General features: G+C 64.4%; 9 protein-coding genes. 3 read left to right on the forward strand and 6 right to left on the reverse strand.

Annotation, left to right across the window (positions count from 1 at the left end; all coding sequences use genetic code 11):
- Nucleotides 1-412 precede the first annotated feature (412 nt).
- From ABT137_RS33650 to ABT137_RS33670, 5 genes are all read right to left on the reverse strand, one after another.
- Nucleotides 413-1,105, reverse strand: coding sequence for a hypothetical protein (locus ABT137_RS33650; RefSeq protein WP_351714901.1), 693 nt, complete (start codon nt 1,103-1,105; stop codon nt 413-415).
- A complete protein-coding gene (locus ABT137_RS33655; protein ID WP_351714902.1) occupies nt 1,089-7,400 on the reverse strand; it encodes an AAA family ATPase in 6,312 nt (2,103 codons plus the stop codon). The genes ABT137_RS33650 and ABT137_RS33655 overlap by 17 nt, the downstream gene beginning before the upstream one ends.
- A 241-nt stretch (nt 7,401-7,641) precedes the next feature.
- Nucleotides 7,642-9,045, reverse strand: a complete 1,404-nt coding sequence (locus ABT137_RS33660) for an argonaute/piwi family protein (protein WP_351714903.1) — start codon at nt 9,043-9,045, stop codon at nt 7,642-7,644.
- Complete coding sequence (locus ABT137_RS33665) at nt 9,042-10,334, reverse strand: hypothetical protein (RefSeq protein ID WP_351714904.1); 1,293 nt, start codon at nt 10,332-10,334, stop codon at nt 9,042-9,044. The genes ABT137_RS33660 and ABT137_RS33665 overlap by 4 nt, the downstream gene beginning before the upstream one ends.
- Nucleotides 10,335-10,438: 104 nt before the next feature.
- Nucleotides 10,439-11,482, reverse strand: a complete 1,044-nt coding sequence (locus tag ABT137_RS33670) for a hypothetical protein (protein ID WP_351714905.1) — start codon at nt 11,480-11,482, stop codon at nt 10,439-10,441.
- 787 nt (nt 11,483-12,269) lie between these two features.
- On the opposite strand from ABT137_RS33670, the gene ABT137_RS33675 reads away from it, so the two are divergent.
- From ABT137_RS33675 to ABT137_RS33685, 3 genes are all read left to right on the forward strand, one after another.
- Nucleotides 12,270-13,793: a hypothetical protein gene (locus ABT137_RS33675; protein ID WP_351714906.1), complete on the forward strand. Its 1,524-nt coding sequence runs from the start codon at nt 12,270-12,272 to the stop codon at nt 13,791-13,793.
- A 948-nt stretch (nt 13,794-14,741) separates the two neighbouring features.
- Nucleotides 14,742-14,912 carry a helix-turn-helix domain-containing protein gene (locus tag ABT137_RS33680; protein ID WP_351714950.1) on the forward strand — a complete coding sequence of 57 codons (171 nt, stop codon included), beginning with the start codon at nt 14,742-14,744 and terminating at the stop codon, nt 14,910-14,912.
- 253 nt (nt 14,913-15,165) lie between these two features.
- A complete protein-coding gene (locus tag ABT137_RS33685; protein ID WP_351714907.1) occupies nt 15,166-16,131 on the forward strand; it encodes a tyrosine-type recombinase/integrase in 966 nt (321 codons plus the stop codon).
- Nucleotides 16,132-16,478: 347 nt separating this feature from the next.
- On the opposite strand, the gene ABT137_RS33690 is transcribed toward ABT137_RS33685, so the two are convergent.
- Nucleotides 16,479-17,606 carry a tyrosine-type recombinase/integrase gene (locus ABT137_RS33690; protein ID WP_502984613.1) on the reverse strand — a complete coding sequence of 376 codons (1,128 nt, stop codon included), beginning with the start codon at nt 17,604-17,606 and terminating at the stop codon, nt 16,479-16,481.
- Nucleotides 17,607-17,667: the final 61 nt, after the last annotated feature.

Genomic DNA, 17,667 nt, shown 5'->3' on the forward strand with positions numbered 1-17,667 from the left:
GTACGGCCCGACCGGAGAGCGCTCGCATCCCCCGATCACCAGGAGTCTGCGATTCCCCCATGCGTCCCCCGGGACCCGGGGGACAGCGCCCGGAAGCTGCGCTTACGCAGGTCAGCCCCCGTAGCTCAGTGGATAGAGCACGTGCCTTCTAAGCGCCTGCTCTGAATTCTTGCACCCGTAGCCCCGACTTCGACACCGCCCACATCGCCGAGTCCGGCACGCAGGACAAGGTTGCCCAAGCTAAGGGCGGGATCGCCGAAGCCCTACCCGCCAAGGGGCTCACCGTCCTCAACGCCCCCCATTTCACGGCCGTGACCAAACGCGCCGACGCCCGCGTCATCGCCTACGGCTTGGACGCACCGTCGGCATCCGTGTCACCGAGATCGCCCTCAAGGGCCAGGGCTGGCCCTTCCTACGCGGGCGTCTCCGAGGAAGCGGTCTCTTCCTGATCGCCGTCATCTGGTGAGGTGGCAGCCTTTACAACCGCCCCCAGGAGGTCGGTGATGGTGTTTCGATATGCCTCCGCAAGTTCGGCAAGCATTTCGATAACAGCGGCCGTGTCGGGTTCGTCGACATCGACATCGGCGTCCGCCGAGATCTCCATCTCGTCTCTCCGCTGGAGGGCTGCTGCTCTATTTGGCGAGTGGGCCGCATACCGCAAGATAGCCGACTCCTGCTCGGTGAGATCGCGGCCGAATCTGTTCAGCCACTCTGCCTCGTCTTCCGGTCCTTCGTCGGTCGTCAGGTCGACCAGGATGGCCAAGACGTTGTGGTGAATCTCGTGCAGCCGCGCTGGCACGGTAGGCGGCGACCAACTGTCGTTTCCCGGTTCAGGTAGCGCATCGAGGGTCGCAGCCAGTTTCGCCGCGTATGGGGGCGGCCATCCGGAGGGCCACGAGGACCGGGCCTGCCAGATTCGCAGGATCGCGTCCCGTGCCTCAGAAGCGCGGGCTGCGGCGTCCGGCGCGTTCCGCTCACGCGCCTGATCTGCTTCCGTCACGAGGCGAGCTGTGTGGTGTGCGAGCCACCGGACCAGAGTGCTGTTGGTGTGCTCGTCGCCGAACTCGGCCAGGATGCGTTCGCCCAGCTCAGCGACGGAGTCCACTGGCAGCGAGGTTTCCGGTGGCGTCGAGGACATAGATGCGGCTGACGGGGATCCGGTACCCGTCTCGTCGTTGTCCAGTTCGGCGCCGTGCAATCTGAACCTCCGTGATCAGGCTTTTTCCTGTGGCAGCGAGATACTGCAGCAATGTGTCCCGCCTGACGTGGACACGGTAGCCAGATGAGACGAGCGTAGATTCTGGGTCACGTCCCGGGTCAGGGTCAGCCCATTGCTGAGCCTGCGCCACGGTGCCTCCGGCGTGCGCTGTCAGCGTTAGATGGGCGGCGTCGACTACCGTGCGGCTCTGAATCCTGAATGCATTCCCTGGCAGGGGAATTTCACGACGCAGCTCGTAGGCATATACATCGTGCCGGTCAAGGTATTCCGCGGGCTCGTAAGGACGCAGGATCCATCCGCTGAGGTGAAAGACACCTTCGTCGACTTCGAATTCTTCCTCTTCTTCGTCGGGCAGCTTCCAGTCTGTCGGATTGGAGGCCGAGGCGAGGGCGCGCTGCAGGTCGGCGGAATGGTGAGGATCCACAAGGGCCGAAGCCACGCTCACCGTCTCGAGGGTGCCGGAATCCTGGAGTCGTACACTCGCCGCCACACGGATCATGTCCGATACACCTCCTACCCCGTCGTCGATGGTTAGCCCGAGGGCACGATCGAAGTCAGCGAGCGATGCAGTATCCCAGGTGACGGACCGCGCCCGGGGCAGAAGAAACTCCGGATCGGCCGGGACCGGTGTCCCGAGGTCTGCGAGCCAGCCGGTCGGGGCCGGGAGGTGTGGCAGCAGCCAGTCCTCCCAGGAGTCATCTTGTTCATGTGCCAGGGTTCCGGCACGGACCGGACGGCCTTCGTCAGCTAGGTGCCCGCCTGTGGCCATCATGGCGTGATACTCGATGTAGAGTTGGAGACTCTCCTCGCGAGGAATGCTTCCGTGCCTGTGACCGGTGCGTTCGTAGGAGCGCTCGTCGCGCAGCTCTCGGACATCGGTCCACCAATCGTCCGTGCTCAAACCCCATCGGTCGATGATGAATTCCTCGGCGGTCTCGGCGATGGCGTCCACCTCGACGTCGAAGACCTCGGCCAGTGGCCCGTACCAATAGGGGATGGTGTCCATGGAATCGAAGTCGTAGCGACCGTTGCGGGAGGTTCTGTCGCGTCGCGCGTAACTGCGTCCGTAGTCCACGAACCAACTGGAGGGCTGGTTGGCCAGGCGAAGCATCTCGACCTGCGTGGGATCGGCGTCGGCTGCTGCCGCAACCGCCAGGCCAATGCGACGCGCCAGTTCACGGATCTGTGCATGAGGGAACACTCGATCAGTAGCGACGCGCATGAACTCACGGAAGTACGCCGCAAGAATATTGGGACGTTCCACTGCCACCCGCTCAAGTGCCGCAAGAAGTGCGACGATCGCCGAGAAGCTGTAGAACTGCAGGCTCGCGTCCCGGAAGGTTCCCGGCTCATTGTCGTCCAAGCGTCGCATGAGGTCCGCTACAAGCGACTCGGCGTCAGCAGCGGAGGAGACGCCCAGTAGTTCGCGAGTGGAATGCGCCGCACGCCAGCGTAGTTCCCGCTGAGGGTGTCCGAAGGTGCTCCAGAGCAGCAGGGAAACGGCCGTCGCCGCGCTCTTCCGTTCGGCGGCTACGGTGTCGGGCGGAACACGGTCGTCGAGGAGCCCTAGAAGGGCCGATCCGGCATCGACGGTGGGGCACAGATGTCCAAGGAGGGCTGCGACGCTCCGCCATCCGTAGGCCCGCAGCCCCTGCCGTGCCTCCGGCAGGGCGGCCAGAGCGGCGTGCCGGATGGCCAAGTCGTCTCCGAAGACCCTTAGTTGTTCGATCGTGCTCTGAGTGTCATGCCCCCAGAGCACCTCGGTGAAGAGTCGACTAATTAGGTCGGGAAGCCTTGCAGCCGCCCATGTCGCTACCGCTGGTGTAGAACTCCAGCGGCGGACGTGGTCGGACAGGACCGCTAGCGCGTCGTTCGTGTCCAGGTTCGGCAGCGACGCGACAACTGTCAGAGCGTCCAGGCGCTGTCTGTAGGGGGTGTACTGGAGAACCGCCGTAATGAATCCACGCAGTTCTTCGCCGTAGACACGAGCGTCGGTCAGTGTTCGCACGTCCTCTGCCATCGACACCCAACTGCGAGACGTGGCCCCGGACAGCAAGGCTTGAACCTCGGGAGCGTGACGCTCACTACCGCCCCAGTCTCTGCTGGAAGCCTGGCCAATGACCGAACCTTCCTGTACATCTCCGAGCCGAATTACAGCTTCGAGCGCCTGCCGGATGCTGCTCCCGTGCCCCATCTGCTCGGCAGCGTCGACAAGGTGCCGCGCCCTTGCCGGCTGATCGCGTGCGGGAACACGACGCCGCACCCATTCCGCCGCTCTCAACAGGACACGGCGGCACTCCTGCCTTTCCGTAGCACCGCTCGCCGCCAGCCTTTTGGCGACGTTGATCTGCAGAAGCCAACGACCTCCGTCGTCGGCGATCAAGTGGTCCAGGAAGAGAAGCTGCTGCGAGGGGATCTCTCCGTTGTGAACTGCACCGGTCAGTGCGGCAGGCAAGGTGGACGAGAGCCCGATGCGGTCCTGGTCATCCCATCTGCTGGCAGCCGCAAGGCCGGTGAAGGGGTCCAGGCGAGCCGCCGCGCCGGCGATCTTCGCATAGGGAATCTCGGCGGCTTCACTCACGTGCGGGGCCATCAGTTCCGCGGCTCGAACGAGACGCGCGGCGGTATGAGTCGGATCAAGACCGGAGTTGTCGGCGCGGTGGGCGAGGTCTACGTGGACCTCCAGGAGACGGGCCGCGTCGTCGTTAACTCCGGTCGCTGCTTCCACAGCCTGGTCGAAGAGATGTCTTCCCAGATCTACATCCACTTTCGCTCCCAGCTCCGCCAAACGAGCAAGGAGGTCAAGGCGTTCCTGTGCTGGATAGTCGTTGCTGTTGACGTAGTCGGCCGCCCTCGTGCACAGGTCGGCTGCCATGCCCTTGAGATGCGAGTGTGGCAGGAGTAGGGCCGCCAGTTCCATCCAGAGTTCAGGCGCACCGTCACGACGGATGGCCTCGGCGGCCCCGGCCAGACGATCGACGGCCTCCTGTGCCACTTGGGTGTCCAGGGCGGCGGAGGCCACTAGGCTTGCCCAGGCCGGATAGGACCTGTCGTACGTGAACCACCGGCGCGTGGCGCGCTCCATACGTGCGGCGATTCCTCGATCACAAAACGTGAGGACCTCTTCGGCGTCCGCTTGCCCCAAGGACGCGCGTGCAGCCAGCACGGCGGCTGCGGCGATGGCCTTCACGAGTTGGAGCCATTCATCGCGTTCGCGCGCCCGGGGGTCGGTGGTGCGACCCGTTTCATCGGTGCGTGACTGCAGTGTGGCGGGAACGAGCGCGGCGACGTCCATGTCGTTGCCGCTGAGCACTGCGTCTGCGGCATGGCAGCGCAGAAGCACAGTGCCTGGCTCCGTGGATCCCGCGTAGTTCGAAATACCGCTGGGCAGCGCCGTGGACCAGCGTTTGGCCAGGTCGGCAGTCAGCTGACGGTCGCCGTGCCGGAGCGCCTCGTCGAGCACTCGTGACTGCACTGGCAGAGGCTCGGCAGGCAGGTCCAACAGCAACGCGGCAAGTACTTCGTCGACCCACTCCGCGTCCGGCTCATCGGAAGGCGATACGACAACGGTGAAGACGCGTGCCTGCGCCTCCGCCGGAACCCGGTACCTTTTCAACAACCGTCGTACGACGGCAGGATCGACATCATCCGCGAGGCGTTCTGCCAGTGCCACTGCGGCCTCCAGCACGAGGTCACCGGGGCGCCATCGCCGCAGTTCTCTCAGCGCGGCCCTGACTCCGTCAAGTCGGTAGCACGCCTCCGCTGCCGCGGCAACGTCGTCCGGCGTGACATCCCAGTGCTTGCCCTCCCCGTTCCGCTGAGCCATCCAGCGACGCAGCCAGCCCCCGGCGCTCTCAAGGTCAGCCCGGGCCACGTCGTGCCGTTCGGGAGTACGGGACAGCACCGCAGCCGTTTGGAGGAACACCGGGGCGAGCCAAGATCCGCTCGGTGTGCGCAGTACGTGGGCTCGCAGGAGGTCCGGGTCCGTATAGCGGGCGACCAGCTCCAGATGTGACTCGGTCAGGCGCGACAGCGTGTCGAAACGGGACGCCGTATCGCAGCCTCGAACGGCCAGTCGTACGGCGGCTGCCGCGTCGGCCGTTTGTGCTGCGGCTCGCACAGCCAGGTCCAGACGTCGGCCCTGGACCTCCTCTCGGCGAAAACCGTCCGTAATGCCGACAGGAGTGGCTTCTTCCAGGACAAGTTGCAGCAGTTCCTCCAGGCGGCCCGACGCTGCCAGATGGTCGGCCACGTGCGCTGCAGCGTCCACGTCGGTCGCCCGCGCAGCGAGACACAGATCCGCCAGTCGGCTGTGTGCCGCGATCACTTCGGAGGGATCCACGCAGTCCCTGACGTGCGTTTCGAAGTCTTCGTCCCGGAACTGGATTGAGTCGTCGACGACCTGGACTCCGGGGGTGAGTCCCGCTGCGAAGTTCCTGACGGCCGGCAGGTCGACGTCGAGAGCGGTGGCAAGTGTCTGAAGCGGCACTGGGCGGGAAAGCGCCAGCATCAACGCGAGCCACCGTAGACCACCGGCGTCCGCTCCGCCCACATGCAGAGCCGAGTCGATGAGATCGTCGAATACCGCCTTGGGGGTCCGCTCCGATTTCGCCAGTAGCGTGGACATGTCCCAGGCATGCTCGGCGGCTTGCTGAAGGACGTAGAACTGGGCTCTGGGATTCCCTTGAGTCCTGTCGTGGAAAGCGTGGGCGTCCTCCTCGGAGGCGTCCGGCCGGTGCCGACGCAAGTGCGCCGCAGACGTGGGAGCGTCGAACGCTGCGAGCGGAACCTCCTCGGCCGCCGTCGTCGCCCCCAGCGAACCGACACGATGGCTGCGGGCGGTGAGCACCACGGCGACTCGCTGGGGCAGTGCCAGGCGGACCAGCTCCGACAGAAAGGAGCGATTTCCGCATTCCCGAGCCGCTGTCGCGGCGTTGTCAGCAGCGTCGACGGCCAAGACCACCACGGCGTTCCGCGGGAGGCCGGCGACAGCTCCGTCAAGCGTGCGGCGGAGCCGCCGCCAAAGGTCCTCCTGCCGCTGCGAGACCGGAATAAGCAGCGGAGTTCCGCACAACTGCGCCAGTTCGTTAACCACTTGGGTGACGAACCGCTCCGGCGTGTGCCGCTCTTCACCTGCACTCAAATAGTCTCCGCCGCCGTAGCAGTCGAAGTGGACGACCTGGGATCCCACCGGCAGGTGGTCATTCATCTGACGGATCGCCGTGGTCTTCCCAGCCCCGGCATCTCCGTGAGCCACCACGAGTCGTCCCGGATGCCTCATGACGGCCTCTGCGATGGAACGGGCACCGGGCGCGGGGAGTGGATCGGCAACTTCCGTGAACCGAGCAGGTGCCGGGTACAGATCCAGCAGTTCGGGTGCCCCTAGTTCCGCAAGGACGTCGCTTGCCGCCACTCCCTTGCGGTTGCTGTCTGGCAGAGCCTGCGCACGGACGAGATGGAACAGCTTCAGGGCCGAGTCGTGGCCCTTGCCCGGTGTCAGCTCAGCCGCTCCGGACTGAACCGCGCGGGCCAGTGCGGCCCTGTCCATGGCGCCCGTCTGCGACAGATCAAGAGCGCCCATGAACGCGCAGAACTGCTGGCTGCTCAGCCGAGCACCTACCGCCTCAGACAGTGACCGGAGAGTCGCAGCCTGCTCGGCAGGGAGCGCAGCGAGAAGAGCCCGGGTCTGGACCGCCTGCCCTTGGTCTGCAACCCACGCCGCCGCAGCCACTACAGAGGAGACCACCTCGGGCGCGGCCGACTGGTTGCTGACCAACGCGATACGGGCTCTGGACGCGACATCAACCCCATGGTCGTCCACAAGCCGTCGATAGGCAGCCGCCAGATCCGCGATGACGGATCGTGCTGGCGTCGTAGTGCCGTTGGCGCGATACCGCACGCTCTTCTTGCAGAGCCTTGCCGTTGTCCATTCGGTGTCCGGGTGACGCGAGCTGTACTTCAGCTGCGACAGGACAAGGACGTCTGCCGAAGCGGCATCGTCGCCCCCCAGATACTCGGCAACGTCCACCGTCTCGTACTCGTCGTCTGGATCATCGACGTGGGCAAGACCTTCGAGTGTGACACGCCGGAGAATGGTGCCCGGCTCAACCAGTTTCAGCGCCCGGCTCGCCGCCCACCAGAAGTGGAAATCGTCTCCGGCATTCGACTCCGGCGCACCCACCCTGCCTCCCCCTTAGCGCTGCGCCAGTCGAGACGACCGACGCTGGGGACACAGAATATCCCCGAGATCCCGGGCCGATCCCCAACTGTTGAAGCACCGTTGCACGGTTCGACCGACTGGGGCGCTCCCAGCGCCTGTTCGGGCCGATGCGCGTGCCGCGCCTACGGAGAGATCATCGCGAGCCGAATGCCGGACGCCGAAGAGCATGATCGCTTGTACCACCTCGCGGGAGGCGATCCATCTACATGTAGAAGGCGTACCGGGCTTCAGGTTCGTAGGTATCCGGAAGATCTCGGAGGATGGTGCCGACTTCGCCAGCGAACCGAACCGTGACTGGTAGACGCTCGGCGAAGCGAGCGGAATTCCAGTTCATCTTCGTCAGCAGCAGGACCTCGCGGAGCAGGTCCCGCGCACTGGAGTCCCCTACGTGGTCAGTGATCTGGACGGGCGCCGGCACATGACCGTGCGGGTACCGGCCGAGCGATGGCACGTAGCCCGTGGTGTAAAGGTAGCGACGGTCACCGAGGCTGACGCACGTGCCGCGAGGCGGAGGATATTCGCCGTGGCGCATCATCCGTACGCCGGTGGAAGGCGCCAGGGCCACCAAGTCGTACTCGTAGCCGCTGAGTGCGTCCTCAAAGCCCGCGCGTTCCGCAGGGAAAAACCGCGACTGCTTGTGGATGACGATGCGCCGCGGAGTACGTCCCATGGTCTGTTTGTAGCGACCGATGACTTCGGAGATCAACCGCGACGCCTCATCCGCAGGCAGGTGGGGCCACTTACCCTTCCACTCAAACGGGCTGCCCCGCAGCACGAACGCCTCTCCGTTCTCAGCAAACGCTTGGGCAACGCTCGTACGCATCGTGGATCTCTCGCCATGAGGGCGATAGAACGTGACTCCCAGATGGCACGTCCCCTCGGCCAGGCCCACCGGGGTCCAGGGGAAACCGCCAGCCTTGAAGTAGATCGCAGTGAACAGGTTCCACGCGAGGTCGGCTGGGTGTTCGAGGTCGGAGGTATGCGCGTTCAGATCCGACTCGATCGTCTCCTGCTGGAGCAACTGCGTGCGTAGGCCCCGTTGCATCGCCCGGGCCTTGATTCCGGCACGCAGATTCCACACCGTCTCCACCCCACGGTTTCGCTGGTGTACCGCCCAGTACCGCCTGGTGATCTCGGACGGCAGCGTGATGAACACGACCGCGGGAGGGGCATCGAGGCCGGCAAGCTTGCCCAGCCGGTCGTCGATGATATCCAGGAGCTGGTTGAAACCTTCGAGCTTTCTGAGCCGGTCCGCGGTCACGGCGCGGATCTCAGCAGCGGTGATCTTTGCTTCCGGGCCGTCGGTACGCAGCCGAGAGGCGAACGGACCATCCGGTTGGAAGCCGCAGAAGGGGTGATGCTCGTTGTCGCCGTCGATCCCCTCGGCCGCCCGCGACAACCACGTCCGGGCCTTGGCGATGGATTCGGCGGTGCCGATGAATCCAGCGGTCACCGCAGCGGGATGGTTCGGCTGGTCGCGTGACCAAGGGCCTGCCGCGGGGATGCCGACCTTGGGGTCGATGTGTGTCAATCCGTCGGCGAAGGCGAGTGCCGGCTCGCCGATCCATTCAACGCCCAGATTGAGCGGCTTGAGCGCGAGGCTCATCGGTCGTCCTCCTTGTGCTCGGCACCCCAGTCCCACTCCGCGTCGTCGACTTCCCACGCACTGGCGAGAGCGTCGATGACGTCGTCTTCGTCCCCACTGTCGAGCATGGTGACGGGGTTGAAGCGGTTGTCGTCGATCAGCGGCCACTTGGCATCGATCTGTGGGAAGTCGCCGTCGATCGCGATCCGTTGACGGCCGACTTCGAAGACGACCCTCGCGCGGCCATCAAGCAGGAAGTAGCGGAAGAAGTGGACGGCGTCGAAGTAACCTTCGTTGTACATACGGGATTTACGCTTCGTAACCTTGCGGCCCACCCTGCGCGGGTCCAGCGGCTCTTTCCCGTCCTTTGTGAGATGGAACTCGGGCCGGATGGTCAGGCCCCACATTCCCGTGGCGAACTCCTCGAAGCGAAGCTGCGCCGCGAGATGCCACCACACATCGCGCGGGTTTCCGGCACGCTCGCCTTCCTGGCGTACGACCTTCTTGGCGGACTGGTTCCTGCCTGTCTTGGTCTTGGCCTCCACTCTCCGGGTGACCGTCTCATGGTCCGCCAGGAAGTAGTAGCGTCCGTGATCGCGGTCGTACTGTATGCCCCGCTTCCGCAGGGCCATACGAAGCGCCGAGTTCAGCAGCCACACGTAGAGGTTCCGGTCCTGCGACCCCAGCAGCTCCGCCGCATCCAGGCATTGAGCACTTTCGGGCTTAACGACCTGTTTGAACGGCCCACGTACATCAGCAAGGTCGTGAAACCCCCATACCTGACCATTGGCCAGAACGAACGGAAGAACCTGACCGCGTATTGGCCGGGGCAGCCGTTCGATGACTTCCATGGAAGTCCTGAACCGTGATTCTGCCCTCCAGACCGAGCCCGGAAGTTCCGAGACGGGCAGCAATGACACATCCACCGAGTCCGTCTCGAACGGTGCGGGCGGTACACGGAGATCCTTCGCCGCCATCCTCGCCTCGTGGTCCGCCTTGTACTTGGCGAGCACCTCGACCGAGTAGACCCTCGGGTTGCCGTCCACGATCGCATGGTGGTTCCCACAGAAGAGGGTGAGGTTCTCCACCGCATCCGGGTCCTCCGAGAGGGGCGCCTCCCTTGAGCGCGGCCCCTGCCTTCCGACACCGACGAGATGCGCACGCTGAGCCAGCGTTACAGGTCTCTCACCGGAAGCCTCCTGATACGTCACGGGGCTCGAACACCCCGGGAACGCACACTGGTTCCCGGACAGTGCGAACAGGCGGTTGGTAACCGGCGCCGGAATCTCCTTGCGGCTGCTTGATGCCATGGACCGACTCTATGCCGGGGCACTGACAGCGCCGGTTCCGAACCTGTGGCGGACAGCTCCCACCCCCGTTACCGCTCAGCTCGTCGCAACGGCCCAGAAGGGGTTCACCCGTTCAGATGCGGCTTGAGCTCCTCCGGCGTCGGCTCACGCGTATCCGGCATCCTCGCCAGCCGGGTCAAAGGGTCCGTCGTCCGCACATAACCGCGCGCCCACGTCAACCAGCGTCGGGCGGAGTCCAGAGCCGATTCGTCCGCGCCACCGCCCAGTTCGCCAAGGCGACGTTCCATGGCGTCGCAGTACTGGCTCAGCGCAGCGGCCGCCCGCCATCGTCCTGCTTCCTCCCGAAGCACCTCGGCCAGTTGATCCTGTACTGCTTGCTTCCTGGCCTCCTCCATGGCTGCCTGCCAACGGATCTGACGTTCCGCCTTTGCTCGCTCCTCACCTGCCCGACGCTGGGCGTCGTGCGCAGCCCGCACCTTGATCTCCCCGAGGATCACGCCCGGGGAGTCCTCCAACGTCCCGCTCTTCCGATCGCGCCAGCGGCCGGCACGACTGGTGCGGCCGTGATCAAGCTCTACGACGAGGCGTGCGGCACGCTCCGGGTTGGTGGACTGCGGGAACTCCTGCTTGACGCTGACTCTGCCGGCGAAGCCGTCGACGACCACGCTCCCACCGTCCTCCCTCGGCGAGTAGTAGGCCCGGCATTCCTGTACGCCGTACCCTCGCCGCACCGCCTCGGCTGCCAGCGCCTGCAGAAGCAGAAGCAGAAGTGCACGGCGCCGAAGCGCAGGAGGCATCACGAGCCGCTCCTCCGCGTCTCTGAGCTCGGCCACGACCGGCTGAGGAGAAGTCAGCCGCGTGGGAACCGGAACCACCGAGGTGTCGCCCGCCGGCTTCCGGCTCTGTGAGTTGGAATGTGGTCCCTCTGCGAGGTACAGCTCCCACCCACCCGCCCCGAGGCGAACCTTCTCGATCCGTTTGCCGGGAGGTTCCAGTCCGTGCCGCTTCGCATAGTCGATGACCTTCCGCCACTCGGCGAACAGGTCTTCATCCGCGACGCGGACACGCCCCTCAGTGAGCAGCCGCTCGACCAACTCCGTGGCCTGGGCTCGTCGCGCACGAGCGACGAGCCGTTCGGCGTAGGACACGGAGCTACGCCGACGCCCAGCAGGTCCGGCGGATGCCGCCTGGTCGCCCCCTTCAACCGACGTCGGCTCATCAGGACGATGACCGCGGCGAAGGTAGTAGCGACCATCCTCGGTGACCTCCACGAGCGCTTCCCCACCGCCCCGACTGATCTTTAACAACCCTCGATCACGCAATGCGTAAGCCGACCGCCAATCTCCCGGCGCCCAGGTTGCGGGATGCTCATCACCGGCCGCGAGCCGTTCGAGCAGTGAGCGTTGCCGTTCATTTGGGTCAGACCGTCGATCCACGATCACCAATCCACAGCGCACCCGCATGCCCTGTACAGAGCCGAAAGAGTGGCTCCTGCTCGTGGGAGTTCCCTGGGACTTTTCTGGGACTTCCGGCTGCATCAGCCAGCACGAGCGTGAAACAACCGAAAGGGCATTCATGCAGGTCAACGACCTACGAAGGCAAGACCCCGCAGGTCACCGCCTTCACTGATCTCTTCCGCGACATCTGATCGGCAAGACCCGCCGACTCCGCATTGAGCGTCACCAGCCCTCGGCGTCGCATCGCCACTCGCAGCCTGGACGCCACCTGACCTGACCAACACATGCCTGACACCCCATCAGAACGAGAGTCAAATGAGCGTCGAGATAGTCCTTCTCAAGCGGTTCAAGGACCGCCACGCACTCCACATGATGCGTCACCGGAACCAGGCCCGCCGAATCACCGAGGTATCAGCGCCCTCAGCACCAGCCGGAGAAATCCGTCGACCGGTACGTCCATGGCGAGGATCATGGCGGGATGGCTGCGTACTTGTATGACCGGCCGGTGACGGAACACGAGTACCGCCAGCGCATCCGGCGGCACCGTCCCAGCTCACTGCTGCCACTGATCGCCGCGGCGGCGGCCCGCTACAGCACGCCCGAGCGACCGCAGCCCTGGCTGGAAAGCCCCTCCCTGAAGTACACGCCCTGGGCACTGGCGGACGCGGCCCGCGTCTGCCTGGCCTACGGCACCGAGTACCACCGGTCGGACGCCACCGAGCGTGACCTGCTGGAGATCCTTGCGGCGTACTCCAGCCTGAAAGAGCCCACCCTGCACGGCACGGACGAACCCACCGTCCGTCTGCGGGACTTCATGATGCGCCTGGGCGGCGAACAGATGGCCTGGCAGGCCCCGGAGTTCGTCAGTCTCGCTCGTACCGCGGCGCTGTACCTGCACACCCCGTTCCCGGCCCATCGGCAGCCCCGCTGCATAGTCCCGGGCTGGGACACCGAGGTATTCGGCTGCCCGCTGCCCGACTACGTCGGCACCGCGCAACTACTTTGGGGCTGTGCGCTGTTCAACGCCGGACGGTTCGATCCTGAGATCTTCGACAGCCCGGACGGAGAGAAGTTCGACCGGGTGGTCAGCCGGGAGACGGTCCTGCGCGTCGTCCGACGGCACTTCGCCACCGACGTGGCTACCGTCAAAGCGACCGAGAACCTGACTGTGGAAAGCCTGGCGAGGGTGGCCGGCGGGAAAGCGGCCCAGCTGCGGCGCTTCACCTACAACCCGCTGCTCGGCCGACCTGCGGTCACCGGCTTCGGTCCCGGCCTGCTGTGCCCCTCGCCCCAACTGGTCTGGCGCAAGGCGACCCCGGCAGGCATCTACCACACGGGACGAGAGCACTTCGGAACCGGCTTCCTGCGGGAGACCGGCTACCTCTTCGAGGAGTACGTCGGCCGCCAGCTCCGCCTGATACCGGATGCCGAGGTCATCGGCGAGATCATCTACCGGGTCAAGCGCAACGAGCTGCTCAGCGTCGACTGGATCGTCATCCTCGACGACCTTGTGCTGCTCGTGGAGGTCAAGTCCATGATGCCGACCGAGAACGCCCGGCTCGGCCTGGAAGGCGGAGTGGCGGAGACCGACGCCAAACTGACCCGCGCGTACCGCCAGGTCAACACCACCTCCGCCCAGATCGACCAGCGCAATCCGGCATTCGCCGGCATTCCGGCAGACCGGCCGCGCCAAGCCCTGATCGTCACCCTCGAACCGTTCCCCATCGCCAACGCCAACCTGCCCCACGTGGACCTGCCCGCCCCCGATATCCCGACCACGGTCGTCGGCGCCCAAGAGATCGAACGCTTGGTGACCCTCACCGACATCACGCCCAGCTCGCTTCTCCTGGAACGGGCGGCCGACCCCCAACGCTCCACCTGGGCTCTCAACGAATGCCTCACCGGGCACGAAGGCGGCCGCAACCCGATCCTTGACCAGGGATGGGCGTCCTACCCATGGGCCAGCGGCCGACTGGAACAGGGGCCAGGGACCGCCCTCTGAGAGAGTCCGCCCCGCCCTGGACCGGCACTGGGGATCACTTGAGCTGCGATTGGCGGTGAGAAGGATCTTGGCTGTAGCTCTCGCAAATGCCCAGCCCGACGGCCGGCGGCTCTGCCCCTGCCGTGGGCCAGCGTCATCGGTAGATCACGGAGAGGCCGACACACAGGGGACTGCTTCAGTCTCAGCCCTCAGCAGCAACCGCCTGTGAGCACCGAACCCGCCGAACCGGCTTCTCCAACACGCCCAACCGACCGCGCCCGTGGCCGTTCCCCTGGGGAGAATCTGGGGAGTATGAACGGCACTGGGGAGCGCGTGGGGAGAATCGACCGCGTAACCGGGCACGAGCGCGAAAGGCCCAGAAAGACGGATCAGCCCAGGCCAGAGGCGCTCCCAGCAATATCACCGCAGGTCAGCGCCACCAGGTAGACGACTTCAAGAAGGTCCCTTCGTCCTCCCGGCTTCGAGCATCACACCCCGTCTTCGAGCGAGGCACTCTCCGGCTCCGGCTTCGCCCAGTTCACGGCCAAGATCCGGACCATACGCGGGCCAGAGCCCGCCGTCCCCGCTTCAAAGCTCGCATTCGTGCTGGTCAGATCCATGCACGGCGTGTATTACCAGCAGACGAAGAACCTGCAGGCAGGTCTCACGCGCAATGGATTGGACGCCGCAGGCGAGGGGCGAGGCTTGGATTGGCGACTGGGGTCAAACGCCATGCCTCACGCACGAGACGATCGACCGGTCCCCCGTCACCAGCCTTCCGGAGCCGATGCCCGTCATTCCGTGAAGCATAGAGCCTGCAGGCCGTTGACGCCTTCAGCGCCGCGGAATATAGCACCCCTTCGCCGGTTGGCCAAACCGGCGATCCACCGGATCATTGAACCCTCACAGCCCGGCGTCCAAAGAGAATCTCTGTGGCAACAATCCTGAGGGGACATGGCCATCCAATTCATGACCGCACAAGAAACGGCCACTTATCTAAATGTATCCATTTCATGGATATACAAGAAGGCGGCCCAAGCAGGACTCACTCCTTACAAGTTCGGAGCCGGCCGCAACGCCAAGATTCGATTCAAAATCTCAGAGGTGGAGGCGTGGACCAGGCAACAACGCATCCCATAGACAAGACCATAATTTCGAATGATTTCCCCCTCATGAATTACGCACCACGCGATCGGATATCCTCCATTTGCATCGTTCATTGATTCGCGGGATGGGATCCTTCTTTAAGAAGTGTGAGCACCCCCAGGCACAGTGGTCCAAGTGTCCTCACCTTTACACCATCCGGTACAGGTCTGCAGCCGGAAGCCAGACGGAAGAGTCTGGTTTCGCAACCCAAGGGAAAGCGGTCCTTCGCCTGACGGAGATCTATAACGTGAAGCAGGAAGCACATCGCTCTCAGCCGAAGTTCGAGCGTATCCAGAAGTACGGGATGATGCGCTTCGAGGAGTACGCTACCGAGTGGAAGGCCACTCAGCGAGACCTGGGCCCGGCTTCCGTACGTCACCTGGACTCCCTACTCCAGCATCACCTCTTTCCTTTGCTTGGCAGCCGGCGCATGAATTCCTTTGACCACAAAGTAGTTGAGGGTTTCATCCAGGAAATGGAGCGCAACGGTGTCGGCCTGGCCACCCAGTCCAACGCTTTCGATAAACTTCGCGCAATCCTCCTCGACGCTCACCGACTGGGTCTGTTCAGCGAAAGCCCCTTCAGCGGGGTCAAAGCTCCGCAGTACGACCCGACGCGGGCCGTCATCCCGTCGCCCCAGCAACTCCGAGGCATACGCTCTGCCGGCGATGAGACGTTCACGTTGTTCGTCGACCTGATGAGCGGCTGCGGTCTGCGGAACGGCGAGGCGGCCGCCGTCAACCTCGACAACATCGTGGCCAACGACGTCTACCGAATCAGGGAGCAAGTCAACCAGACCACCGCGGAGTATGGCCCCCTCAAGCACCGTCGCCCCAACGACTACCGCGACGTCCCCCTGCCAGCGAGAGTCAAGCAGACCATCGAGCGGTACGCCACCAAACACGGAACCGTCGACGGTTACCTACTACGCCATCCCAAGGACCCCGCTCGGGCGTTCCCCTACTACGGTCTCAGCAACCAATGGCGGCGTATCAAGGAGAGAAAACAGGACGATGTCCCCCAGGGGATGGTGCTTTACGGACTCCGTCACTTCTTTGCCTCGAACTGCCTCACACACGGAATCCCCATCACGGACGTGGCGGAGTGGATGGGTCACAAGAACATCGATGTCACCTTCAAGATCTATCGGCACCTGATGCCCGGCTCGATAAGTAAAGCCGCCAGGATCCTCGATCTCGACCTCGCCGCCTAAAAGTTGTTGGAGGGGCGCCGGTGGGGCGAACCAGGCAACGATATCTTTGGGGACACAGTTTCAGGCAGCAGCGCGAAGCAGACTGAAAGGTCGTTGACTTCAAGCCGTCGGCGAGCTAAAAGACCCACAGGCATTTCATCGCATCCTGCGCGTTTGCTGCGCACAGTCCAACGCCTCTACCCCAGGCCTAGTTGGCCGTCTCGATGGAGTAAAAGCTCAGCCCTTGCCGCTCAAGGGTCGGATCAGGCGTTGGTGATTCCCGCTACTGCGGGTGCATCTTCAGCGACACCGCGAATCAAATCTGAGTTCTACAGCACGACCGGACACAGCCTGATGCACCCATCCATTCACGCGACGAGGCCGACGTTAAGGATCTGGGCAGCGGAGCTGATCGAACCGGGCATGAGGTGCCGGTAGATCTTGAATGTGACGTCGATGCTCCTGTGCCCCATCCACTCAGCAACGTCTGTGATGGGAATGCCGTTGCTCAGGCAGTTCGACGCGAAGAAGTGGCGGTTCCCGTAGAGGACCATCCCCTCAGGGATGTCCACCGTGCCCGATGCCCTGATCCGGCGCCACTGGTTGTCCATCGCGTAGTGCGGGTACGGCCGACTGCGGTCAGTAGCCTGACGCAGCAAGTAACCGTCGACCGTTCCGTACGTCTCGGCGTACCACTCGATCGCCTTCTTGACCCGCGCCGGGAGGGGAACATCGCGGTACTCCCCCGGCTTCCGGTGCTTGAGCGGCCCATACTGCCGGGTGGACATGACGACTTGCTCACTGACCCGGTACACGTCATCCGCCACGATGTTCCTGAGGTTCACGGCGGCCGCCTCGCCGTTCCGCAGGCCGCAGCCGCTCATCAAGTCGACGATCAGCATGAATGCGTCGTCGCCGGCAGTACGTATGCCACGCAGTTGGCCCGGGGACGGGATCACCGCCTTCGCGGGGTCGTACTGCGGCGCCTTGACCCCAGCAACGGGGTTGTCCGGAAAGAGGCCCAGTCGGTGGGCGTCGAGAAGGATCGCCCGCACCTTGTCGAAGGCATTGGACTGAGTGGCCAAGCCGGCGCCGTTGCGTTCCATGGTGCGGATGAAACCGTCAACGACCTTGTGGTCGAAGGAGTTCATCCGTCGGCTACCGAGGGCCGGGTAGATGTGGTGCTCCAGGAGCGAGTCGAGGTGGCGCACCGACGGGACAGCCAGGTGCCGCTGCCCGGCCTTCCACTCCTCGGTGTAATCCGCGAAGCGCATCGACCCATACTTGCGGATGCGCTCCGCCTTGGTGTCAGACCGCCGTGCCGCCTTCTTCTCTTTGTAGACCTCTGTCAAACGCTCGATGGCGTCGTCCTGGCTCGCGAACCCGGACTCCTCTGTCTGACTCCCGGTCGCCGACTGGTACCGGATCTTGTATGGATGAGGGCACTTCGCCCACCGAGACTGCGGATGCCCGCACTCCTTGAAGAACGACCCCATGCCCCTGGGCAAGGAACTCTGCGCCATGCCGAACGACTCCCCACGACCGATGCTGACCTTT

This window comes from Streptomyces sp. NPDC001980 (assembly GCF_040296885.1).
In the GTDB taxonomy this organism is placed as follows: Bacteria; Actinomycetota; Actinomycetes; order Streptomycetales; family Streptomycetaceae; genus Streptomyces.

Coding starts and splice junctions, on each gene's coding strand:
- ABT137_RS33665 (WP_351714904.1), bottom strand. CDS start 10,334: ATGGCATCAAGCAGCCGCAAGGAGATTCCGGCGCCGGTTACCAACCGC.
- ABT137_RS33680 (WP_351714950.1), top strand. CDS start 14,742: ATGACCGCACAAGAAACGGCCACTTATCTAAATGTATCCATTTCATGG.
- ABT137_RS33690 (WP_502984613.1), bottom strand. CDS start 17,606: ATGGGGTCGTTCTTCAAGGAGTGCGGGCATCCGCAGTCTCGGTGGGCG.
- ABT137_RS33675 (WP_351714906.1), top strand. CDS start 12,270: ATGGCTGCGTACTTGTATGACCGGCCGGTGACGGAACACGAGTACCGC.
- ABT137_RS33660 (WP_351714903.1), bottom strand. CDS start 9,045: ATGAGCCTCGCGCTCAAGCCGCTCAATCTGGGCGTTGAATGGATCGGC.